General features: G+C 70.6%; 19 protein-coding genes and 2 pseudogenes. 11 read left to right on the top strand and 10 right to left on the bottom strand.

From position 1 onward, the window contains the following. The first annotated feature begins 10 nt into the window (after positions 1-10). The 5 genes and pseudogenes from AB0N06_RS12570 to AB0N06_RS12590 all read left to right on the top strand — a co-directional run bounded on the left by AB0N06_RS12570 (position 11) and on the right by AB0N06_RS12590 (position 4,291). Positions 11-1,999 (top strand): prolyl oligopeptidase family serine peptidase, encoded by a 1,989-nt coding sequence (locus AB0N06_RS12570; RefSeq protein WP_366134658.1) that lies wholly within the window; start codon positions 11-13, stop codon positions 1,997-1,999. Then, on the top strand, positions 1,996-2,940 hold the full coding sequence (locus tag AB0N06_RS12575; protein ID WP_366134659.1) for an LD-carboxypeptidase: 945 nt from the start codon (positions 1,996-1,998) through the stop codon (positions 2,938-2,940). Before AB0N06_RS12570 ends, AB0N06_RS12575 begins: the two co-directional genes overlap by 4 nt. Before the next feature lie 13 nt (positions 2,941-2,953). Beyond that, a pseudogene (locus AB0N06_RS12580) lies at positions 2,954-3,166 on the top strand (peptidase S15); the annotation flags it as partial. A gap of 112 nt (positions 3,167-3,278) precedes the next feature. After that, positions 3,279-3,518 (top strand): LapA family protein, encoded by a 240-nt coding sequence (locus tag AB0N06_RS12585; protein ID WP_366134660.1) that lies wholly within the window; start codon positions 3,279-3,281, stop codon positions 3,516-3,518. A 191-nt stretch (positions 3,519-3,709) separates the two neighbouring features. Then, positions 3,710-4,291, top strand: coding sequence for a GNAT family protein (locus tag AB0N06_RS12590; protein WP_366134661.1), 582 nt, complete (start codon positions 3,710-3,712; stop codon positions 4,289-4,291). A 51-nt stretch (positions 4,292-4,342) separates the two neighbouring features. Here the strand turns inward: AB0N06_RS12590 and AB0N06_RS12595 are convergent, their stop codons facing one another. The 3 genes from AB0N06_RS12595 to AB0N06_RS12605 form a co-directional block, all read right to left on the bottom strand. Further along, positions 4,343-5,065, bottom strand: a complete 723-nt coding sequence (locus AB0N06_RS12595) for a carbon-nitrogen hydrolase family protein (protein ID WP_366134662.1) — start codon at positions 5,063-5,065, stop codon at positions 4,343-4,345. A 302-nt stretch (positions 5,066-5,367) separates the two neighbouring features. Then, complete coding sequence (locus tag AB0N06_RS12600) at positions 5,368-5,631, bottom strand: helix-turn-helix transcriptional regulator (RefSeq protein ID WP_366134664.1); 264 nt, start codon at positions 5,629-5,631, stop codon at positions 5,368-5,370. Further along, positions 5,631-6,317 carry a DUF2975 domain-containing protein gene (locus tag AB0N06_RS12605; protein ID WP_366134665.1) on the bottom strand — a complete coding sequence of 229 codons (687 nt, stop codon included), beginning with the start codon at positions 6,315-6,317 and terminating at the stop codon, positions 5,631-5,633. The genes AB0N06_RS12600 and AB0N06_RS12605 overlap by 1 nt, the downstream gene beginning before the upstream one ends. A gap of 141 nt (positions 6,318-6,458) precedes the next feature. Here AB0N06_RS12605 and AB0N06_RS12610 point away from each other — a divergent pair. Continuing rightward, positions 6,459-6,618 (top strand): annotated as a pseudogene (locus AB0N06_RS12610) (YciI family protein); the annotation flags it as partial. Positions 6,619-6,795: 177 nt separating this feature from the next. On the opposite strand, the gene AB0N06_RS12615 reads toward AB0N06_RS12610, so the two are convergent. From AB0N06_RS12615 to AB0N06_RS12625, 3 genes are all read right to left on the bottom strand, one after another. Continuing rightward, a complete protein-coding gene (locus AB0N06_RS12615) occupies positions 6,796-9,018 on the bottom strand; it encodes an NADP-dependent isocitrate dehydrogenase (protein WP_366134666.1) in 2,223 nt (740 codons plus the stop codon). A gap of 138 nt (positions 9,019-9,156) precedes the next feature. Then, the gene (locus AB0N06_RS12620) at positions 9,157-9,888 is read right to left on the bottom strand and encodes a sulfite exporter TauE/SafE family protein (RefSeq protein WP_366134667.1); all 732 of its coding nucleotides are present in this window, start codon (positions 9,886-9,888) and stop codon (positions 9,157-9,159) included. Between the two features lie 189 nt (positions 9,889-10,077). Continuing rightward, positions 10,078-11,625: an esterase gene (locus AB0N06_RS12625; protein ID WP_366134668.1), complete on the bottom strand. Its 1,548-nt coding sequence runs from the start codon at positions 11,623-11,625 to the stop codon at positions 10,078-10,080. Positions 11,626-12,513: 888 nt separating this feature from the next. On the opposite strand from AB0N06_RS12625, the gene AB0N06_RS12630 reads away from it, so the two are divergent. The 3 genes from AB0N06_RS12630 (at position 12,514) to AB0N06_RS12640 (ending at position 16,570) form a co-directional block, all read left to right on the top strand. Further along, the gene (locus tag AB0N06_RS12630) at positions 12,514-14,802 is read left to right on the top strand and encodes a tetratricopeptide repeat protein (protein WP_366134669.1); all 2,289 of its coding nucleotides are present in this window, start codon (positions 12,514-12,516) and stop codon (positions 14,800-14,802) included. Positions 14,803-14,948: 146 nt separating this feature from the next. Next, positions 14,949-15,647 (top strand): alpha/beta hydrolase, encoded by a 699-nt coding sequence (locus tag AB0N06_RS12635; RefSeq protein ID WP_366134670.1) that lies wholly within the window; start codon positions 14,949-14,951, stop codon positions 15,645-15,647. Between the two features lie 83 nt (positions 15,648-15,730). Beyond that, positions 15,731-16,570, top strand: coding sequence for an alpha/beta hydrolase (locus tag AB0N06_RS12640; RefSeq protein WP_366134671.1), 840 nt, complete (start codon positions 15,731-15,733; stop codon positions 16,568-16,570). Between the two features lie 124 nt (positions 16,571-16,694). Here the strand turns inward: AB0N06_RS12640 and AB0N06_RS12645 are convergent, their stop codons facing one another. Together AB0N06_RS12645 and AB0N06_RS12650 are read right to left on the bottom strand one after the other, a co-directional pair. Continuing rightward, positions 16,695-17,993, bottom strand: coding sequence for an amidohydrolase family protein (locus AB0N06_RS12645; protein ID WP_366134672.1), 1,299 nt, complete (start codon positions 17,991-17,993; stop codon positions 16,695-16,697). 80 nt (positions 17,994-18,073) lie between these two features. Continuing rightward, positions 18,074-19,258: an aminotransferase class I/II-fold pyridoxal phosphate-dependent enzyme gene (locus AB0N06_RS12650; protein ID WP_366134673.1), complete on the bottom strand. Its 1,185-nt coding sequence runs from the start codon at positions 19,256-19,258 to the stop codon at positions 18,074-18,076. A 152-nt stretch (positions 19,259-19,410) separates the two neighbouring features. On the opposite strand from AB0N06_RS12650, the gene AB0N06_RS12655 reads away from it, so the two are divergent. Further along, positions 19,411-19,854: an Lrp/AsnC family transcriptional regulator gene (locus AB0N06_RS12655; protein ID WP_366134674.1), complete on the top strand. Its 444-nt coding sequence runs from the start codon at positions 19,411-19,413 to the stop codon at positions 19,852-19,854. 97 nt (positions 19,855-19,951) lie between these two features. Here the strand turns inward: AB0N06_RS12655 and AB0N06_RS12660 are convergent, their stop codons facing one another. Then, positions 19,952-20,377 carry a PhzF family phenazine biosynthesis protein gene (locus AB0N06_RS12660; protein WP_366134675.1) on the bottom strand — a complete coding sequence of 142 codons (426 nt, stop codon included), beginning with the start codon at positions 20,375-20,377 and terminating at the stop codon, positions 19,952-19,954. Between AB0N06_RS12660 and AB0N06_RS12665 the strand changes: the two genes are divergently transcribed. Beyond that, positions 20,336-21,148: a hypothetical protein gene (locus AB0N06_RS12665; RefSeq protein WP_366134676.1), complete on the top strand. Its 813-nt coding sequence runs from the start codon at positions 20,336-20,338 to the stop codon at positions 21,146-21,148. The genes AB0N06_RS12660 and AB0N06_RS12665 overlap by 42 nt on opposite strands. Before the next feature lie 21 nt (positions 21,149-21,169). Here the strand turns inward: AB0N06_RS12665 and AB0N06_RS12670 are convergent, their stop codons facing one another. After that, positions 21,170-21,529, bottom strand: a complete 360-nt coding sequence (locus AB0N06_RS12670; RefSeq protein ID WP_366134677.1) for a metalloregulator ArsR/SmtB family transcription factor — start codon at positions 21,527-21,529, stop codon at positions 21,170-21,172. Between the last annotated feature and the right edge of the window lie 23 nt (positions 21,530-21,552).

Raw genomic sequence — 21,552 nt, forward strand, 5'->3', positions numbered from 1 at the left:
GGGATTGAACATGGTGTCCACGGAGGCCTACGGAACATGGCCGTCGCCAATCGACGCACGGCTGGCCGCCTCGCACGACGGCCGCCCGGAGTACGTCGGCGCGGTCGGCGACGAGATGTGGTGGACGGAGCCGCGCCCGGCCGAGGCGGGCCGCCGCGCACTGGTCCGCCGCCGGGCGGACGGGACCACCGAATCCGTGCTGCCCGTTCCGTGGAACGTACGCAGCCGCGTCATCGAGTACGGCGGACTGCCCTGGGCCGGTGGAGCGCGCGCCGACGCCGGCCCGCTGATCGTCTTCGTGAACTTCACCGACCAGCGGCTGTACGCGTACGCCCCCGACGGACCCGACGAACCATGGCCACTCACACCGGTCTCGGCCGTCGGCGGCGGACTGCGCTGGGTCGACCCGCAACTGCGCCTCGACCGGGGCGAGCGGGGCGAAGTGTGGTGCGTCCTGGAGGAGTTCACCGGCGAGGCGCCCACCGATGTGCGCCGGGTGATCGCCGCCGTACCACTGGACGGATCGGCGGCCGACGACCGCGGCGCGGTACGCGAACTCTCCGACGGCCGGCACCGCTTCGTGACCGGGCCGAAGCTGTCGCCCGACGGGCGGCGCGTCGCGTGGATCGCCTGGGACCATCCGCGGATGCCGTGGGACGGCACCGAGGTGATGCTCGCCGACATCACCGACGACGGCACGTTCCGCAGCGCCCGGAGCTTCGGCGGCGGATCCGGGGAATCGGTGCCGCAGGTCGAATGGACCACCGACGGACAGCTTCTCTTCGCGAGCGACCGCAGCGGCTGGTGGAACCTGTACCGCGCCGATCCGCACCGGGGCGCGGTGGCGCTCTGCACACGGGAGCAGGAGTTCGCCGGGCCGCTCTGGAAGATCGGACTCAGCTGGTTCCGCCCGCTGGAGAACGGACTGATCGCCACCATCCACGGCCAGGGCACCACCACCCTCGGCATCCTCGACCCGGAGACCGGCGAACTCGCCGACACCGCCGGGCCCTGGACCGCGTGGGCCGAGACGCTCGCCGTTCACGGCAGCCGGGTCGTCGGCGTCGCCGCGAGTCCGCAGAGCGCGTACGAGGTGGTGGAGCTGGACACCGCGACGGGCCGCACCCGGATCATCGGCGCGCAGCACCGCGACGCGGTCGACCCCGCGTACTACCCCGCACCGCAGAACCGCACCTTCACCGGGCCCGAAGGCCGTGACATCCACGCCCACATCTATCCGCCCCGCAACCCCGAACGCGAGGGGCACGAAGGCGAGTTGCCGCCCTACGTCGTGTGGGCGCACGGTGGCCCCACCGGCCATGCCGCGCTCGTCCTCGACCTGGAGATCGCCTACTTCACCTCGCGCGGCATCGGCGTCGCCGAGGTCAACTACGGCGGCTCCACCGGTTACGGCAGGGCCTACCGCAACCGGCTGCGCGAACAGTGGGGCATCGTCGACGTGGAGGACTGCGCCGCAGTCGCCCGGGCGCTGGCAGCCGAGGGCACGGCCGACCCGGACCGGCTCGCCATCCGCGGCGGCAGCGCCGGCGGCTGGACCACCGCCGCGTCGCTGACCAGCACCGACGTCTACGCCTGCGGCACCGTCAGCTATCCGATCCTCGACCTGACCGGCTGGGGCACCGACGAGACCCATGACTTCGAGTCGCAGTATCTGGAGTCCCTGATCGGCCCGCTCGCCGAGGTCCCGGATCGCTACCGCGCGCGGTCGCCGATCAACCGCTCCGACGAGCTGACCACACCGTTCCTGCTGCTCCAGGGGATGGACGACGTGATCTGCCCACCGGTCCAGTGCGAGCGGTTCCTGACCGCCATCGAAGGGCGCGGCATCCCGCACGCGTATCTGACGTTCGAGGGGGAGAGCCATGGATTCCGGCGTGCCGACACCCTGATCGCCGCACTGGAGGCCGAACTCTCCCTCTACGCCCAGACCTTCGGCATCGACCGCCCCGACGTGCCACGACTGGAGCTGAAGAAGTGACGCTGACTCCCCTGACCCGCGCCGCCCGCCTGCGACCGGGTGCCAGGGTCGCCGTCGTGTCGCCCAGCGGACCGGTGCCGGGCGACCGCCTCGAGGCGGGTCTGGACGTGCTGCGCGGCTGGGGCCTGGAGCCCGTCGAGATGCCCCATGTCCGCGATGTACACCCGGAGTTGGGCTATCTCGCCGGTACGGACGAGGCGCGCGCCCGCGACCTGGAGCAGGCCTGGTGCGACCCGTCTTTCGACGCGGTGCTGTGCGCCCGCGGCGGATACGGGGCGCACCGCATGGTCGACCTGGTCGACTGGGCGGCGATGCGCGCGGCCGGGCCCAAGGTGTTCGTCGGCTACAGCGACATCACCGTGCTGCACGAGGCGTTCGCCCTGCGCATGGGGCTCGCGACGCTGCACGGCCCGATGGTCGCCGCGGAGACCTTCCTCAAGGACCCGGACACCCAGGAGTCGCTGCGGGCCACCCTGTTCGAGCCGGAGTCGGTACGGACCCTCGGCCTTCGTACGGCCGAGGTGCTGGTGCCCGGTCGGGGCAGCGGCATCACGTACGGCGGTTGCGTGAGCCTGCTCGCCGCCGACATCGGCACCCCGCAGGCCCGGACGTCCGCCCGCGGCGGGCTGCTGATGATCGAGGACACGACGGAGGATCCGTACCGCCTCGACCGCATCTTCACTCAACTGCTGCGGGCCGGGGCGCTGTCCGGGGTTTCCGGGGTCGCCTGCGGCTCCTGGCAGGGCTGCGAACCGTACGAGGAGGTGCGTGCAGTCCTGGCCGACCGGCTCGGCGGGCTGGGCGTGCCCGTCGTCGAGGAGCTGGGCTTCGGCCACGGCCCGACGGCGCTGACGATTCCGCTCGGTGTGCCCGCGGTGCTGGACGCGCCGGAGGACGGCGGTCCGGGCACGCTCACGGTCGAGGTGCCCGCGCTGATCTGAACACAGGGTCCCGCCGGTGCGGGTGCCCGACGTCACCCGGTCGTTCACCGTACAGCTGCCGGGCATCGTGTACCGGTACGAGGAGGGGCACGGGATCGAATTCGTGATCGCGGCCGGTGACGGCGCGTACTTCGGCAATCGTGGCAGCCAACCGGTCACCGTCGTCAGCAGCCCGCAGGACACCGGTGTGCTGCAGCTGCCGGTGGTCACAGGACGGGTGAACTGATCCGGACCGGACCGTCACCTGTACGGCCGCACGCCACCCCCCCCGGGAGCGGGATGGGGGCATCCTGGAGTCGGGGGCGGTGGCGCATCAGGACCAGGGAAGGGGCCCGGCCATGAGCCCGAAGGACGTATCGAGTGGCGGCAAGGGCGGCGTCGGACCGTTCTCACCGTCCCGCATCGTTGTCCTCGTCATCGCGGTCCTGTCGATCGTCTTCATCGCCGAGAACACCGGCGAGGTCACCATCCGTATGCTGATCCCGCTGGTGACGCTGCCCCTGTACGTGGTGCTGATCGCGATGTTCGTGGCCGGCATGGTGTGCGGCGGCTATCTGTTCCGCCGCCGTCCCAAGTGAGCCCGGCGCGCTGTCCAAGGGCTGTCCCGTAATCCCTGGCGGATCAGTGCGCGGCGTCAAATGCGGTGCATCGCAAGGCGGAGGGGCGTTCTCATACTGGGCGTATTCGGGCGTTCCGACAGCGCGGCGAGGTGCCGCAGTTGTCGTCGTGCGCCCGCCAGGGATTACGGGACAGCCCTTACGCTGTCCGGATGTCTGACAACGTCTACCTGGCCGAAGGCCCGCGCGTGGGGATCCGCCCCTTCACCCCCGCGGACGGCGAGGAGTTCACCAGCCGGACCAAGGAGAGCGGCGGCCTGCACCGCCCGTGGCTGTTCCCGCCCGACGACCCGCGTGCGTACGCCGCTTACGCGGGCCGGCTGATCGAGGACCCCGCAAAGGCGGGCTTCCTCGTCTGCGAACGCACAGCCGTCGACGACGGGAACGGGACCGCGGCCGGAAGCGGCCCCATCGCAGGCTTCATCAACATCAACAACATCGTCTTCGGCGCCTTCCGCTGCGGCGCGCTGGGATACGGAGCATTCGCCCATGCGGCTGGGCGCGGCCTGATGAGCGAGGGTCTCGACCTGGTCCTGCGGCACGCCTTCGGCCCGCTCGCCCTGCACCGCCTGGAAGCGAACATCCAGCCCGGCAACAAGGGCTCGATCGCCCTGGTGCGCCGGGCCGGATTCCGGCTCGAAGGCCTCTCCCCGGACTTCCTCTTCATCGACGGGGCGTGGCGGGACCACGAACGGTGGGCGATCACGTCGGAGATGCACGCCCCAGGTCCTTGATCCGGAAGGAAGGCCCCAGGGGATGTCCCGTCCTGATCCGCCGGACACGCCTCAGGCAGGCACGGCGCCCCCGAGCGCCGCGGACACCACGGCGCCGGGCTCCGACCCGGCCTGCACGACCACGGCTCCGTCTGGACCCCAGACACCGGAACCGCCGGACGTCTCCGGATACGTACCGCTGGCCCCCGCCGAGGTGGCCAGCACCACCCACACCCCGTGAGCGAGCGCCCGCTCCCTCATGTGCCCGTCGCGCCGGGCCGCCGACTCGGGACCCGCGCCGTAGAGCGTGCCGGCCACATACGCGTGGATGCCCAGCGCGGCGGTCTCGGCGGCGTGCTCCGGGACGGCCGCGTCGTAACACACCGCAAGGCCGAGCCGCACGCCGTCGATCACCAGGACCTCCGGCTTCTCGCCCGGAGCGAAGCGGTCGAACTCCTCGCCGTGCAGCCACATCTTCCGGTAGACGACCCGCGCGCCCTCTCCCGTGACGGCCAGCGCGGCGATGTACTCACGCTCGTCCGTCTCGTGTACCGGTGCCCCGACCAGGGCGGTCGCTCCGGTGGTGCGGCACGCGGAGACGATGGGCCGGAGGCGGGCGTCGTCGGGCGAGACGGCCGGGGCAGCGAGGTCGTAGCCCGTCAGTGACAGCTCCGGGAAGACGACCAGCCGAGCCTTCGCGTCCCTGATCGCCTCGGCATGCGCTGCGGCGTTCGCGGCAACGTCGAGATGCTCACAGACGGGCTGGGCGACGGCGACGGTGAGTGGTGCGGGCATGTGCTGCTCCGAATCGGTCGGCTGCTCGAATGGCGGAGCTGTCCCGAGGTGGCCGCCCCTCGACATACTCGCAGCTCACCGGCGGTCGCACCGTACCCGGGGGCCGGGACGGGGCCGTATCGAGAGGATCGGGAGACGCTGCTCGGCACAGAACGGAGGGGAAGCGCTGGGGCTGGGCCGGTTCGCGGGGCTCCGGCACACTGGCTAGGAACGGTGCGGCGTACGCCCGGAGCCCGGGCCGACGGATCATGGCAGGGCTGCTGCTGGACTTCTACGAGCCCACGGCGTCGGCCCGGCCCGCCTCAGAGGGCTGTCGGCGGGCGCCCGCGCTCGCGTTCGGTGCTCCGGTGCGTGAGCAGGTCGCCCGGCTGGCAGTCGAGGACCTCGCAGATGCGGGTCAGCGTGGTGAAGCGGATCGCGCGGGCCCGGCCGTTCTTCAGGATGGACAGGTTCACGTTGGTCACCCCGACCCGGGACGCGAGCTCCGCGAGGCTCATGCCGCGCTCGTTGAGCATGCGGTCGAGATGGACCTCGATCGCATGGCTGTCGTGGTCGTCCGACGCCATCACACCGTCCCTTCCAGATCCTCCCGCATGGCCACCCCGGCGCGCATGATACGGGAGAACGTGAGGATGCCCAGGGCCGTGAAGACGAGTGCGTAGGGCGGCTGCCAGATTCCCAGCCAGCTGTCCGCGTCGAAGGTGTAGTCCTGGGCCAGGGTCGCCAGGAGAGCCGCGTGCGCTCCGGCTTCCACCACCTCTGCGACCAGGCAGCCGAGCAGCAGCCACCAGCCCGCGACCCGCAGGTGCTTCACTGTCCGTGCGGTGAAGACGCCCTGGCGGGACGCGTCCTGTATCAAGCGGTTGAGCAGGAACAGGATGCCCAGGACCAGCAGCCACGAGGGAAAGCCGCCGAGGAAGTCGAAAAGCCGCTGGGCACTGTCGGCGTGATCGGTGCAGTACGACGGGCGGGCCATGACCTCGACCCCTGCATGAGGTCGGAACATGCCGGTGAACCCGCCCGTGCTGAAGTCCGAGCGGGATTCGGCACACACGTGCGGACTGCTCCACTGCATGCCCAGCTCGGTGCCGATCAGGGGTCCCAGGGCGCCGACGACGAGGCACACGAGAAACAGCCGGTAGACGCCCCGGACCACAGTGGCGACCGGCTCCAGCAGCCTGGCCTCGGACCCCTGAGACGGCGGTCCATCCGGCGGCTCGGACCTCTTGGATCTCTGTACCTCAGCAGACATCAGCAACCGCCCTCATATCGAATATCGATGTTATCGAAGAACGATAAGAGTAACCGCGCGGGTGGTCAACACTTCTGAGCACCCGTCAACGCCCCACGACCACTGACCCGTTTCTCTCCCCGACGTGGGCGGGGTGGTCGCAACTGGTCCTCCAGGGACCGGTACGAGAACGAGATGATCGCCCGCGGCCCGACCTGACGCGCCCAGCGGCAGTGTGCACATCGTCGACTTGCCGGATCCCGCCGCCGCCCGCGAGTTCGCCTTCGAAGAGCCCGGCTACCAGGCCGGCGTGTACCGCGAGGGAGCGCCGTCGGCGCCCGATGCCGCCGACGGCGTCAGCCTGCGGCGGGGTCGGCGCGTGTGCCTCGGGCATGGACCGGTCTCGCGGACGGGGCCACTGGCCCTACACACGGAACCGCCCCGGTCGCATGTGCGACCGGGGCGGAACGGTTACCGCGCGCTGCGCGGCGACCGAGGCCTAGCCCAGTGCCGCGATGGCCTCGTTGAACGTCGCCGACGGGCGCATGGCGGCCGACGCCTTGGCGGCGTCCGGACGGTAGTAGCCGCCGACGTCGACGGGCGAGCCCTGCACCGCGATGAGCTCGTCGACGATCGTCTGCTCCTGCTCGGTCAGCGTCTTGGCGAGACCGGCGAACGCCTCCGCGAGCTGAGCGTCGTCGGTCTGCTTCGCCAGCTCCTGGGCCCAGTACATCGCCAGGTAGAAGTGGCTGCCGCGGTTGTCGATGCCACCCAGCTTGCGGCTCGGCGACTTGTCCTCGTTGAGGAAGGTGCCGGTGGCGCGGTCGAGGGTGTCGGCGAGCACCTGGGCGCGCGCGTTGCCCGTCGTCTGCGCCAGGTGCTCGAAGCTGACCGCGAGCGCGAGGAACTCACCCAGGCTGTCCCAGCGCAGGTAGTTCTCCTTGACCAGCTGCTGGACGTGCTTGGGAGCGGAGCCACCGGCGCCGGTCTCGAACAGGCCGCCGCCGTTCATCAGCGGGACGACCGAGAGCATCTTGGCGCTCGTGCCGAGCTCCAGGATCGGGAACAGGTCGGTCAGGTAGTCACGCAGCACGTTGCCGGTGACCGAGATGGTGTCCTCGCCCCGGCGGATGCGCTCCAGCGAGAACGCGGTCGCCTCGACCGGCGACAGGATCTTGATCTGCAGACCCTCGGTGTCGTGGTCGGCGAGGTACGTCCTGACCTTGGCGATGAGCGTCGCGTCGTGCGCGCGGCCCTCGTCCAGCCAGAACACGGCCGGGGTGCCGGTGGCGCGGGCGCGGGTGACGGCGAGCTTGACCCAGTCCTGGATCGGCAGGTCCTTGGTCTGGCACATGCGGAAGATGTCACCGGCGGCGACCGTCTGCTCCAGCACCACGTTGCCGGAACCGTCGACGACGCGGACCGTGCCCGGGGCGGCGATCTCGAAGGTCTTGTCGTGGCTGCCGTACTCTTCGGCCTTCTGCGCCATCAGACCGACGTTCGGCACCGAGCCCATCGTCGACGGGTCGAACGCACCGTGCGCCCGGCAGTCGTCGATGACGGCCTGGTAGACGCCCGAGTAGCTGCTGTCCGGCAGGACGGCCAGGGTGTCGGCCTCCTTGCCGTCCGGGCCCCACATGTGGCCGGAGGTGCGGATCATGGCCGGCATGGACGCGTCGACGATGACATCGCTCGGCACGTGCAGGTTGGTGATGCCGCGGTCGGAGTCGACCATCGCCAGGGCAGGACCCTCGGCGAGCTCGGCCTCGAAGGAGGCCTTGATCTCGGCGCCCAGGTGGGGCACGCCGTCCAGGCCGTTCAGGATCGTGCCGAGGCCATCGTTCGGCGACAGACCGGCGGCGATCAGCGCCTGGCCGTACTTCGCGAACGTCTTCGGGAAGAAGGCGCGCACCACGTGGCCGAAGACGATCGGGTCGGAGACCTTCATCATCGTGGCCTTCAGGTGCACGGAGAAGAGCACACCCTCGGCCTTGGCGCGGGCGATCTGCGCCTTGAGGAACTCGTGCAGGGCCGCCGCCCGCATCACGGACGCGTCGACGACCTCGCCCGCGAGCACGGGTACCGACTCGCGCAGGACAGTGGTGGTGCCGTCGTCACCGGCGAGCTCGATCCGCAGGGAGCCGGGCTCGGCAATGACGGCGGACTTCTCGGTGGAGCGGAAGTCGTCGGCGCTCATCGTCGCGACGTTCGTCTTCGAGTCGGCCGTCCAGGCGCCCATGCGGTGCGGGTGCGTCTTGGCGTAGTTCTTCACCGACGCGGGGGCGCGGCGGTCGGAGTTGCCCTCGCGCAGGACCGGGTTGACCGCGCTGCCCTTGATCTTGTCGTAGCGCGCGCGGACGTCCTTCTCCTCGTCCGTCTGCGGGTCGTCCGGGTAGTCCGGCAGCGCGTAGCCCTGCTGCTGCAGCTCGGCGATGGCCGCCTTCATCTGCGGGATCGACGCCGAGATGTTCGGCAGCTTGATGATGTTGGCGCTGGGCGTCTTGGCCAGCTTGCCGAGCTCGGCGAGAGCGTCATCGATGCGCTGGTTCTCGTCGAGGTGCTCCGGGAAGCTGGCAATGATCCGCCCCGCCAGTGAGATGTCGCGGTTCTCCACGGTGACCCCGGCCGTCGAGGCGTACGCCTCGATCACAGGCAAGAACGAATACGTCGCCAGGGCCGGGGCCTCGTCGGTGTGCGTATAGATGATGGTCGAGTCAGTCACCGGGTGCTCCGCTCCACGTCTGCAACATTGCTTGATATCAAGATATCCCGTGACCGTCGCCTGTTCGACAGGGCCCTGCCGACCGGACGGCGGTCCGTGAAGATCATCTGTGGGCGGATCCGGGCAGTGGCCCGACCGTCAGAGCGTCCACACTCCCTTGACGAGCGTGGTGATCCCACCGCCGAGTGCGAGCAGCAGGACGAGCAGTCGGGCCCGCTTTTCCGGCACCCGATCGGTGAGCGCCTTCCCGATCAGGGCGCCCGCCGCCAGGCCGACGGTGATCAGGAGCCAGAGGGGAGCGCTGAGCCGCGGAAGGCCGTGGGCGGCGACGGAGAATGCGTTCACCACCACCCCGTAGAACTGGGCGTTCGGCAGGAATTCCCGCACTGTCCAACCCGCATTCACGGCATACAAGGAGACCGCCGGGCCGCCGACGCCCGCCGATGAGTTCATGAACCCGCCCACGGCACCCGCGGCCACCGCCCCTCCGGGTCCGCGCAGGGCGGGCACCCGGACGCCCCGCATCACCAGCAGCACGGCCCCGCTCACCAGCGCCCCCATGCACGCCAGCAGCACCGGCTCCGGCAACCGGGCCGCCACCCAGCTCCCAGCCGGCACCGTGCACGCCGCCGCCACGACCGGGGGCACCATCGCTGCCGGGCGCACCTGCCGCCAGCCGCCCGCGAGCCCGACCAGGCTGATCGCGCCGGCCGCGCAGTTCGCGAGCACCACACCCTCGGCCGGGCCCAGCACCAGCACCATGGCGGGCACGGCTATGAGCGCGAAGCCCATCCCCGTGAGCCACTGCACCGAGGCGCCGATCAGCACGATGCCGCTCAGCAACAACTCGGCCGTCCCACCGCTCGTCACGGACGGGATCCTGCCAGGTGTGCCGCGTCAGCTCATAGAGTTCCGACGCGCTGACGATCAGCGGCGGGGATTCGGGCGGCCGACCAGGCGGCCGAGACCCCGCAGCCTTCGGCGCGGGCGCGCGGGACGTGGCCGGCGGTTCCGAGGCCGAATCGGGTGCGGGCGGGGCGAGCGCCCGCCCGCGTCGTATCAGTCGTCGATCGCCGCCCCGTACAGCGCGTCCAGGGACGGACCACCGAACGCGCTTGCCCCGTAGTTCCACGAGCCGGAGGTCGTCAAGCCGCCGGTGCCCGCGGAGAACACCCAGACATAGCCGTCGTTCGTGTTCTCACCGGGCGCCGAGACGAGCAGGCCGAAGCGTCCGTCGTCGTTGGGGTCGGTGAAGGAGACTTGGCCGCCGAACTTGTCGCCTTTCTCCACCGTGCCCGGGACCTTCGCGGTGCCCTGCGTCACCGACAGCGCGCCGGTGGCGGTCAGCCCCCGGGCCGAGCCGCGCAGCACGGTGAAGGCACCCGCGTCCGCGACCCGGCCGACGTCCTCGCCGGAGATGCCGACCGCCAGGTCCGCGAATCCGTCCTTGTTCGTGTCGCCGATGGAGAGGTCGGTGCCGAAGCCGTCGCCCCGCTCGTTCGATCCCGGTACGCCGGGAGAGTTCTGGGTCCACCAGACCGGCGGGGTGCCAGGGCCCTCCTGGCCCGCGGGGCCGGCCGCGCTGCCGTAGTAGACGCCGACCAGGCCGCCGGTCATGCTCGCGCCGCCGTCGTCCGGGCTGTGCGGCTCGCCGGTGGCCAGGTCGTCGTATCCGTCGCCGTTGATGTCGCCGGAGGCGACGACCGGGCCGCCGCGTACCGCGGTGACCGGCAGCGGCTCGTCGTTGGAGGCGGTGCCGGGGAGGATGTACGACCAGCCGTGCCCCGGCTCGGCACCGACGCTGGTGCCGGAGACCACCAGGTCGGCGTAGCCGTTGTTGTCGTAGTCGCCGGTCGTCATCGACGCGGGCCGGATGCCCGGCGCCTCGGCGGCGGACCCGGTGCGTGCCTTCTTCGACGGCGAGGAGAGCGTCGTACGCGACTTCTGTACGGGCTGCCGCGTCTGCGGGCCGGCACTCTTCGTGCTGGGCTCGGTGGCCGGCTCGAACTGGTACGTGGTCAGTCCGACCGAGTCCATGACCGCCAGCAGATCGCCCGGGGTGGTGTCGGAGAACCGGGCCGCGGCGAGCGAGGCGCCGAACTTGCCGCCTGCGGTGGGCTCTTCGGCCTGCAGCCAGTTGCTCACCGACCCGCTGAGCCCCTTCGGCGTGCCCCACAGGACGACGACGCCACCCGCGTTGGAGACGGTGCCGATGTCCTCGCCGGGAATGCCGACGACCGCGTCGTCGTAGCCGTCGCCGTCCAGGTCGCCGGTGGCCAGGGTCTTGCCGAAGCCGTCGCCGCCCTCGGCGGCGCCTGCCACACCCGAGGTGTTCTGGCTGAAGGCCCTGGCGTTGGAGGTGCCCATGCCCTTGGGCCCGCCGTACTGCACGGTGACCATGCCCGCGCCCTTGTGCCCGCCGACGGCCGCACCGGGAGCACCGACGAGCACGTCGTCGTAGCCGTCGCCGTTGAAGTCGGTGTTGCGGTCGTTGGCGTGGGTGCCGCCGGGAGTGCCGGCGTACGCGGACGGGGCGGCGGCGACGGCCGCCCCCGTCACGAGGAGAAACGATGCCGCGGCAACGGCGGCCGAGCGGTGCTTACGCATGAGCGGCTCCTTGGCTCACGAAGGGCCGGGCTTGCTCGGGGGCACGGGGGGTATCCGGAAAGGGCCCGTTCCTTGTCCGTCGCCGTGTTTGACAGCGCATGGGGCACAAGGGTTGTACACAGAATGTGTCCGGATTTCCGAAGAAGATCCCGACGCCGCGGTCCGGGGGGCGCATGTTCGCAGTGACCCTGGGTGCCGCGTCTCGTGTCGGCCCCACGTCGCCGCCCCGCGGTTCGGGGGCCGGCGGGGCGATGGCCCTCTGACCGGTGTGGTCCCGGGATGCGGGTGCGGGGCGTCAGCGTGAGGATCGGAGTACGGGCGGTGGCCCGGTAGCGTCCCGGCCCTGAGCCGGTTCTCCCTTCCGGCGCTTCCTGGACCGCCCCCGGCTGTAGGAGCTCGCGGCGCATGTCATAAGCCATCGCGCTTACCAGCAGGTCCTCGGGCTGTCTCACGCGGTGCCAGCCTGCGCTTGTCTCAGGACGGGTGGCATTTCCTCGGGCCTCGGCTGGTGGCATCGGTGAATCGCCGCAGTGCAGCGACCCCGGCGACGGTGATCCGGCCGTCAGCTCGGTTGAGTTCGTCGGTGCCGACCGGCACGTAGGCCAGCCGAGTGTCGCGGTCACGGTTGCTGTGATGCTCGCCCCGCGGTCGTCGCGCCCATGCTCGGCCTGGCACGGTCGGCGCGGGACCTGGCCGCGGATCCGGCGGGTTGCAAGTTCATGTCCCTCACGGAGTTCCGAGCGGCACGGTCCGTTCCGTCCAGGCCAGCCGGCAGGGTCGCGTGTGGGCTCCTACTCGTAGCCAGGCAACGGAAGCTGGACGGGTTCGACAGAAGCCATATCACTTCTTCACGGACTCCGTACGATTGCCCCCATTCGAATGGTTCACATGCTTGCTCCGCTCTCAGGAGGTGTCACCATCGCCGACGATCCGAGTCTCGCGGAGCTGCTGCGCCGCCATCGTCAGGCGGCTCGCCTGACGCTCGAACAACTCGCGGAAGTCTCCAGGGTCAGCGCCCGAACGCTTTCCGACATGGAGCGCGGCCGCAGCAGGGGGCCCCAGCACCGGACCGTTGTCGCGGTGGCGGACGCCCTCGCGCTGACGGCCGAGGACCGCAAGCGGCTCATCGATCTGGCACGCGACGGTCGCCTGCGGGACCACTGGGCTCGTCCCAGCGGTCTGTGCGAACTGCCCCGCGCAGTCGATGACTTCACCGGCCGGACCGCGGAACTGGCCTGGATCGACGGCCTTGCCCGGGCCACCGACCCGCCGGGTAGTGCAATGGTCGGGCTCGTCACCGGCTCTGCCGGGTCGGGCAAGACCACCTTCGTGATCCGCGCCGCGCACGCTCTGCGGCCGGACTTCACGGACGGGGTGCTCTTCCTCGATCTGCTGGGCATGTCCGCGCGCCCCCGGTCGGCCGCCGACGCCCTGAGGCTATTGCTGGGAGCGCTGGGTGTCACCGACCGTCAGGTACCGGCCGACGTCCGGGCACGTGCCTCGCTCTACCGGTCTTTGCTGCATGAGCGGCGGATCCTGGTCGTGCTGGACAACGCCGCATCCGAGGAGCAGATCCGCCCGCTGCTCGCGGCGGGCGGAGCGAGCCGGGTCCTGGCCACCAGCCGTCGGCTGCTGGCGGGCTTGGAGGGGGTGCGCCGCCTGGTGCTGGGCCCGCTGCAGCTACCCGAGGCCACGGAGCTGCTCACCGGCATCGTCGGCGAGCGGTCCGCCACGGACGGACAGGCGGCACTGGTCCGGCTCGCGCGCCTGTGCGGCGGTCTGCCGCTGGCTCTGCGAATCATCGGCAACCGGCTCGTGAGCCGCCCAGGTTGGAGCGCCGGCGAACTCGCCGCCCGGCTGTCGGACGAGGAACACCGTCTGGAGCAGTTCAAAGCGGGCGACCTGAAGATCGCCAACGCGTTCGGGATGTCCTACGAGCAGCTGGGCGCCGCTGCCCGCCGGGTGTTTCGCCGCCTGGCAGCGGTACCGGGCCAGGACTTCGACGCCACCCTCGCGGCCGTGGCCGGCGCCATCGAACTCGCCGACGCCTGGGATGCCCTGGACGAACTCGTCGATCTCGGTCTGCTGCAGGACGGCACCACGGGCCGCTACCGCTTCCACGACCTCGTACGCCTCTTCGCCCGCGACCGGTTGCAGGCGGAGGAGACGGACGCCGACCGCACTGCGCTGACTGCCGAGGTGAGGTCCTGGCTGCTGCGGATGGCGACGACGGCCGGGCGGTGGTTCGAACCCGCCTATGGCCGCCCGGATCGGCCCGACGCCGACCTGCCGGTCCCGTCCTGCGCAGAGGAAGCGGAGCGATGGCTGCGGGCCAACGTGGAGAACTGGCTCGGTGCCCTGCGCCAGGCCGACACCTGTGGCGAGTATGCCGTCGTGCTGGACTGCGCCGAGGCCATGCACTGGTTTTCCGACCGCTGGGTCCACGCCGCGCACTGGCAGGAGGTCTTCACGCTCGGCGCGCATGCCGCAGCCGCACTGGGCGATCTCGTACAGGAGGCGACCCAACTGAACTATCTGGCCTGGGTGCACGGCATCCCGTTGAACGACCCCGAGGGCGCGCTGCGCCATGCGGCCCAGGCGCTGGATCTCGCCACCCGCAGCGAGGCCACGGCGCAGATCGCCTGGGCCCACAACTACACGGCGGTCGCCCTGCGCAGGCTCAACCGGTTCGATGAGGCCATCAGTTCGGCGACGCGGGCGGCGGATCTGTTCAAGTCTCTCGTTGACGCGGATGCGCAGGTGGCGTGCGTCAGCAGTATGGGGCACTGCCTTCGTGAGGCCGGGCGCCCCGCCGAAGCGGTGGAGCGCTATCGCGAGGCCCTCGCCCTGGCCGAGGGCGAAGGCTCTGGGGTCACGCCGAGCATCGCGGCATACCTGGTTCCGCATTATCTGGCGGACCTCGGCTGGTGCCTGGGGCAGCTCGGTCGCCGGGGCGAGGCGATCGCCACGCTCACCGATGCCACCGACCTCATGGAGGCGTACGACGCCAACTATCTGCACGGCCGCGCGCTCGAAGTCCTCGCCGGCCTGCTGGCCCAGGAGGGCCGTGCCCGGGAGAGCCGTCTCACCTACCGCCGTGCGGCCGATGTGTTCGAGACGGTGGGCGACATCGAGGCGCACCGTCGGTGCCGCAGCCTTTCCGTCGGCGCTGACTGACCTCGGCGGCCGCGAGGGGGACGCTCCGCGAGCGGTCGTACGCAGAACTTCTGCGTGCTCTTCTGCATGGTCCGCCCCGCGTCTCATGGCTTCACTGGAGGGCACCGGACAGGCGATGGGCCTGTCCCTCTCCGGCAGGAGTGACCATGGCAACCATCAGGAACATCGTGCTGGTACACGGTGGATTCGTGGACGGCTCGGGCTGGCAGGGCGTCCACGAGCAACTGACCGCCGACGGCTACCGGGTGGCCGTTGTGCAGAACCCGACCCAGTCGCTGGCCGGCGACGTCGCGGCCACCCACCAGATCCTCGACGCCCTCGACGGACCGGCCGTGCTGGTCGGCCACTCCTACGGCGGCGCCGTCATCACCGAGGCCGGCAGCCACCCCAACGTCGCCGCTCTCGTCTACATCACCGCCTTCGCCCCGGACAAGGGAGAGTCGGTCAACACCCTGATCGCCGACCCGCCGCCCGGCGCATCGGTGCCGCCGATCCTGCCCCCGCAGGGCGGGTTCCTGTTCCTGGACCGGGTCAAGTTCGCGGACTCGTTCGCTGCCGACCTGCCTGCGGCGCAGTCCGCGTTCCTGGCCGACTCCCAGGTGCCCTGGGGCATCGACGCGCTCGAGGGGGCCATCTCCGAACCCGCCTGGCGGGTCAAGCCCGCCTGGTACCTGGTCGCCACCGACGACCGCATGATCCCGCCGCCCGCCCAGCGCGCCATGGCCGAGCGCACCGGCGCCACCGTCTCCGAGACCCCCGGAAGCCACGCGGTCTACGTCTCCCGCCCCGCCACAGTGGCCGCCGTCATCACCCAGGCCGCCGAAGGCCGCAACGGCAACGCATAACAGCTCCTCGCGCCAACACCCTTCCTTCTGCCCGGGCGGGCACCCCGCCCGGGCGCACCTCTACCTCGACGAGGGAGACCCGCATGCCCGCACGCCCCACGTTCACCCGCCGCAGAGTCATCGCCACCGGCGCGGCCGCCGCGGCATCGGCCGCGATCCTCACCCCGAGCAGCGCCACCGCCGCGGTCACCAGCCACAACTCGCCGGGCGCCAAGCCGACCATCGTGCTGGTCCACGGCGGCTACGCCGATTCGTCGTGCTGGAACGGAGTCATTCAGGAGCTGCAGAGCAAGGGTTACACCACGATCGCCGGGGCGAACCCGCTGAGGGGTATCCCCACCGACGCCCCGTACATCGCGAGTTTGCTGGACTCCATCAGCGGGCCGATCGTGCTGGTCGCACGTTCCATGGGTGGAACCGTCATCACGAATGCCGCTGCCGGAAAGAGCAACGTCAAGGCGTTGGTCTACATCGCAGCGTTCGTGCCCGATGTGGGCGAGACCCAGGGGGAGCTCATCGACAAGTTCCCCGGCAGCGAGGTCCTGCCCGTGAGCGTGCCGGTCCCCTACACGAAGCCCGACGGCACCACCGGAACCGACCTGTACCTGAGCAAGGACGGCCAGGCCGCCTTCGCCGCCGACGTGTCCACAGCTACGTTCCGACTCCTGCAGTCCACTCAGCGGCCCTTCGACGCGGACTCCTTCACCTATCCGACTCAGGCCGCCGCGTGGCGGACGATCCCGTCGTGGGGGCTGGTCGCCGGCCAGGACAAGGCGATCCCGCCCGCCGCCGAACGCTGGATGTATCGCCGTGCCAACTTCCGCAAGGTCGTCGAAGTGCCGACCTCGTCCCACGTCGCCATGATCAGTCACCCGAAGGCCACCGCGAAGCTGATCGAGGACGCAGCCAGAGCCACCAGGTGACCACCACCGCCCCGGCCTGCTCCTGCGGGCCGGGGCTCGCATGCACGTCACGACCGCGGGAGAAGCCGATGACCGTCCACGGAGTTGATCTGCTCATCCGGGCCGCCGACGCAACCAGGTCGTCCTACGCCGATGTCGGCTGCGGGTCCCAGCTGCCGTCGAGCGGGACGTCGGCGGCAGTGGCGATCCGGTTGCGGGACGCGAGCAGGCGGGACTTCAGAGCCGAGAGGTCTCCGTCCACGAGCGCGCCGTCGCGCTTGACCACGCGGCCGGCGACGAGGACGGTGTCCACCAGACCGGCGTGACCGGCGCTGACGATGGTGCCGACCGGGTCGGTGACCGGGAAGACGGTCAGGTCGTCGGTGCGCAGCAGGATGATGTCGGCGTCCTTGCCAGGAGTGACACTGCCGGTGCGGGCATCGAGGCCGCACGACTGGGCGGCGTCGAGGGTGGCGAACTGCAGCAGGTCCCGGGCGCGCAGGCCGCCGTCCAGCCCGCGCTGGGCGGCGAAGGCGGCGCGCATCGCGGAGAACATGTCGCCGGCGACCGAGGGGACGACATCGATGGACAGGGTCGGGCGCAGGCCGGCGGCCAGAGCCCGGCCGGTCACCGGCGAACCGAAGCCCATCTTCAGCTCGACGTCGGGGCTGATCGAGATCGAGCTGCCCGCGTCGGCGAGCATCCGCAGTTCTTCGTCGCTGATGCCGTTGGCGTGCACGAATGTGGTGGTGTTCCGCAGCAGGCCGTGCTCGCGCAGCTCCGCGATGGGGCGCTGGGTTCCGTCGGAGCCGGTGTGCAGGCTGGTGCGCAGGCCGAGTTCGGCGGCGAGTTTCAGTTCCCGGGTGACGGTGTCGATGCTGGTGTCTTCGACTCCGCGCAGTCCCCAGGCCATGGTGACCAGGTCGTCTCCGTCCAGTTTGCTGCGGACGCGGCGGATGTCGTCGTCGACGGAGTGGGGCGCGGCCCATCCGGCGCCGAGGCAGAAGATCGACCGCGCCGGAGCAGCCCGCAGCGCGGCGACGGCGGCGTCTTCGTGTTCGTGGCCCTGTGCGACGTGGTACCAGTCCAACATGGTGGTGATGCCGGAGTGCAGAGCCTCCAGGCGGCCGAGCAGGGTGGCTACGTAGACGTCCTCGGGCGTGTAGTGGGGTTTGACTGTGCCGTGCATGGCCGCCGCCCACTGGGGAAACGTCCAGTCCGCGCCGATACCTCGGAATGCGGTCTGCCAGGTGTGGCGGTGATTGTCGATGAAACCCGGCAGGACGATGCGGTCACTCGCGTCGATCACCTGGGCGTCCGGTGCGTCGATGCGCTCGGCCACCTTGACGATCACGCCGTTCTCGACGAGCACGTCGCTGCGGTCGAGGTCGCCGACAGCCGGGTCCATGCTGACCACGGTGCCGCCGGAGAGCAGCGTCTTCATGGGGGGCTCCTTCACTTCGGATGGTTCACGATCGCGTTGTGGGGTGCGGTGTCGTCGTGGTCGCAGCGCAGAAGGGCCGCTCAGGCGTCTGTTGCCTCGGCGAGTACGGCGTCGGCGGCGGCGAGCGCGTCGGCGACCAGGTCGGCGGTGTCCTCGGTGCCTGCGGCCAGGCGGATCAGGCCGCGCGGTACCGCGTCGGTGATCTGGTCTTCGCTGAGCATGCCGCGCCACATGGACGCCGGGTGCACGGCCAGGGATTCCACGCCGCCGAGGCTGGCCGAGCGGCGCGGGTAGCGCAGCCGGCCAAGGAAGGCGTCCGCCATCTCGAAGCCGCCGGAGAACTCGATGCCGAGCACTCCGCCGAAGCCGCTCATCTGGTCGGCGGCCAGCCTGTGCTGCGGGTGGGCCGCCAGGCCGGGGTAGTGCACCCGGCTCACGGCGGGATGGTCGTGCAGCGCTTCGGCGAGGGCCTGGCCGTTGGCGTTGTGCCGAGGCACGCGCAGCGGCAGGGTGCGTATGCCGCGCAGCAGCAGCCAGGCGTCGATCGGGCCGAGCGTGGCACCGGTGAGCAGGCCGACGTCCCAGACGCGGTTCAGGGTCTGTGCCGGGCCGGCCAGGACTCCGGCGGACACGTCGGAGTGCCCGTTGAGGTACTTGGTCGCGCTGTGCATGACCAGATCGATGCCGAACTCCGCCGGCCGCTGGTTCAGTGGCGTGGCGAAGGTGTTGTCCGCCACGGTCAGCACATCGTGGGCGCGGGCCAGGTCCGCGACGGCGCGCAGGTCGGTGATCTGCAGCAGCGGATTGCTCGGTGTTTCCACCAGGATCAGGCGTGTTGTGGGGGTCAGCGCCTTCTCGAACGCCTCCGGATCGGTCTGGTCCACCAGGGTGGTGGACACGCCCAGGCGCGGCAGCAGGTTCTGCAGCACCGACGCGGTGCCACCGTAGGTGGACTTCTGCCCGATGACATGGTCACCGGCGGAGACCAGGGCCAGCACGGCCGTGGTGAGCGCAGCCATCCCGGACGCGGTGACCATGGCCGCTTCGGTTCCCTCCAACTCCGCAACGACGGCCGCGACCTGGGCGTGATTGGGATTGCCGAAGCGGGTGTAGAAATCCTTGCCGCGCGGTTCGACGGCCCCCTGCGCGAACGTCTCGCCGTCCTCGGCCCAGAACGTCGCCGTCTGGTAGATGGGCGGTGCCACGGCACGACTGGGATGGATTTCGCGATCGGCGTGGACGGTGATGGTGCTGTTGCCCAGCATGGCTGCCCTCCGTGGACGGTTGGGGTTACGCCATGAAGCGTGAGCGACCGACGCTCAGAAATGGATTAAGCGCGGCAATTTTGGCAGAAAATTGCGCTCACTATAGGCGCACGATTGTGATACTCGGCGGCTCAGCGCAATAATCTGCCACCATGGACGAGGTGGACCGGTCGATTCTGGCCGTGCTCGAACGGAACGGTCGGATCAGCAACAACGAGCTCGCCGCCCGGGTCGGACTGTCGCCGTCACCCTGCCTGCGGCGCGTGCGCCAACTGGAGGAAGCCGGCGTCATCCGCGGTTACCGGGCGCTGATCGATCCCGCCGCGGTCGGCCGCAGTCTGCGGGTGTTCGCCGGAGTCCGGCTGATGCGGCACACCCGCGCGGACGTGGTCGCGTTCGAGCGTGAGATCACCGGGCTGCCTGAGGTGGTCGCCTGCCACCACATCACCGGCAACTTCGACTACCTGCTCCAGGTCGAGGTGGCCGACCTGCCCGCCTATGAGGACTTCCACGCCAACCAACTGGCCGCCCTGCCCGGCGTGGCCACGGTGACCAGCTACGTCACCATGAAGACGCTCTCCCCCGACACCACATGACGGCCTGGTCCCGACGACACCAGTGGTCCGGCACATGGAACGCCGTGTAACTGCCCGCGCTCCGGCAACTGCTGCGTGAGCGCGGGCGGAGGGGTGGTCAGAGGGTGACGGTGCCGCGGATGCAGACCGTGGCGGCGCCGCTCACCCAGACGGTGCCGTCCGGATCGGCGGTGATCTCGATGCTGGCGGCCCGCCCCAGCCTCGTGCCCTGGGAGACCCGGTAGGAGGAGGGTGCGCCGCCGGTGGCAGTGAGCCACTGCCCGACGCCGGCGTTCATGCTGCCGCACGCGGGGTCCTCGGGCACACCGGCGCCGGGGGCGAAGGTGCGCATCTCGAAGTGGTGCCTGGATCCCTCGGGGTGGGCCCCGATCGTGCCGACCATCGCGGTCGGGATGATGGACAGGTCGGGTTCGAGGCGGAGGACCTCCTCGGCGGTCGCCAGCTGGATCACGGCCCAGCCGGGCCCGTTGTCCACCCACTGGTGGGCCAGGACCTGCTCACGCGCGATGCCGAACGCGGCCACGACCCGCTCTTCGCACTGCTCGCCGTCGTCCAGGCCCGCGCCCTGCCCCCGTGCAGCCCGGCCGCCGACGCCGAGCGCGCGGGCGGGCTGCACGGTATCGCCGCGGACTGGCGGACCATCGCCACCAATCGGCCCTTCGTCCTGTTCTCCGCCGCGATGGCCGGCTCCTACCTCCTGGCTTTCCAGACCTATCTCGCCCTGCCGCTGCAGGCCCGCACCCTCTTCGGTGACAACAGCGGCACCGCCATGGGCGTGATTTTCGCCGTCTCGGCCCTGACCTCCGTCGCCGGACAACTGCGACTCACCGCTTGGGCCGGAAAACGCTTCGAAGCCCCCAAGGCCATCGCGATCGGCCTCGTTCTGATGGGTGCGGCCTTCCTGCCTCTGCTGCTCGGCCCCCACCATCGGGCCGACGGCCTGTCGGCCGGGGGCGGGGCGACCGGCCTGGTGCTGTGCGCGTGCCTGCTGGCAGTCGGCTCGGCGCTGCTGTACCCGTTCGAGATGGACACCCTGGTCCGGCTGTCCGGCGAGCGGCTGGTCGCCACGTACTACGGCGCGTACAGCACTGTCTCCGGGATCGCGGTGGCCGCGGGGAACCTGGGCGTGGGAGCCCTGTTCGACCTCGCCGCCCGCCTGGGCACACCGTGGCTGCCCTGGGCGGCGCTGGCCGCTGTGGGCGGTGGTTGCGCGGCGGCCCTGATCGCACTGCGCCGCACCGGCCATCTCGCCCCTGCCACCGCTGTCCCGGCGCCGGCGCCGGCGGTGGCCTGAGCCCCTGACCGCGGGTGCGTCTCACGCGTGGGGCGCACGCCCGGTCAGCCGGTGATCGGCCAGCTCCAGGGCTTCGGCCACCACACGTCGCAGATGCCCGTCGGGCAGCGTGTAGATCACCCGCCGGCCCTCCTTGCGGGTCGTCACCAGCCCGGACATGCGCAACCGGGCGAGATGCTGGCTGACCGCGGGCCGGGCCGCTCCTACGGCCTCCGCCAGTGAGGTGACGTCCGCTTCATTCGCTGCCAGGACATGCAGCAGTGCCAGACGGGTGCGGTCCGCCAGAAGGCCCAGGACCTCGGCCGCGACCAGGAAATGCTCAGTGCCCACGTCTCGCGGCTGCGAACTCTGCGCAGTTGATAGATGCATGCGTGCATTCATACGCACATAATAGGCGGGTGGGA

The sequence above is a fragment of the Streptomyces sp. NPDC051020 genome (assembly GCF_040683105.1).
Taxonomy (GTDB): domain Bacteria; phylum Actinomycetota; class Actinomycetes; order Streptomycetales; family Streptomycetaceae; genus Streptomyces.

Coding starts and splice junctions, on each gene's coding strand:
- AB0N06_RS12650 (WP_366134673.1), bottom strand. CDS start 19,258: ATGCTGGGCAACAGCACCATCACCGTCCACGCCGATCGCGAAATCCAT.
- AB0N06_RS12670 (WP_366134677.1), bottom strand. CDS start 21,529: ATGAATGCACGCATGCATCTATCAACTGCGCAGAGTTCGCAGCCGCGA.
- AB0N06_RS12600 (WP_366134664.1), bottom strand. CDS start 5,631: ATGGCGTCGGACGACCACGACAGCCATGCGATCGAGGTCCATCTCGAC.
- AB0N06_RS12585 (WP_366134660.1), top strand. CDS start 3,279: ATGAGCCCGAAGGACGTATCGAGTGGCGGCAAGGGCGGCGTCGGACCG.
- AB0N06_RS12645 (WP_366134672.1), bottom strand. CDS start 17,993: ATGAAGACGCTGCTCTCCGGCGGCACCGTGGTCAGCATGGACCCGGCT.
- AB0N06_RS12595 (WP_366134662.1), bottom strand. CDS start 5,065: ATGCCCGCACCACTCACCGTCGCCGTCGCCCAGCCCGTCTGTGAGCAT.
- AB0N06_RS12630 (WP_366134669.1), top strand. CDS start 12,514: ATGCTTGCTCCGCTCTCAGGAGGTGTCACCATCGCCGACGATCCGAGT.
- AB0N06_RS12605 (WP_366134665.1), bottom strand. CDS start 6,317: ATGTCTGCTGAGGTACAGAGATCCAAGAGGTCCGAGCCGCCGGATGGA.
- AB0N06_RS12570 (WP_366134658.1), top strand. CDS start 11: ATGGTGTCCACGGAGGCCTACGGAACATGGCCGTCGCCAATCGACGCA.
- AB0N06_RS12635 (WP_366134670.1), top strand. CDS start 14,949: ATGGCAACCATCAGGAACATCGTGCTGGTACACGGTGGATTCGTGGAC.
- AB0N06_RS12590 (WP_366134661.1), top strand. CDS start 3,710: ATGTCTGACAACGTCTACCTGGCCGAAGGCCCGCGCGTGGGGATCCGC.
- AB0N06_RS12640 (WP_366134671.1), top strand. CDS start 15,731: ATGCCCGCACGCCCCACGTTCACCCGCCGCAGAGTCATCGCCACCGGC.
- AB0N06_RS12655 (WP_366134674.1), top strand. CDS start 19,411: ATGGACGAGGTGGACCGGTCGATTCTGGCCGTGCTCGAACGGAACGGT.
- AB0N06_RS12625 (WP_366134668.1), bottom strand. CDS start 11,625: ATGCGTAAGCACCGCTCGGCCGCCGTTGCCGCGGCATCGTTTCTCCTC.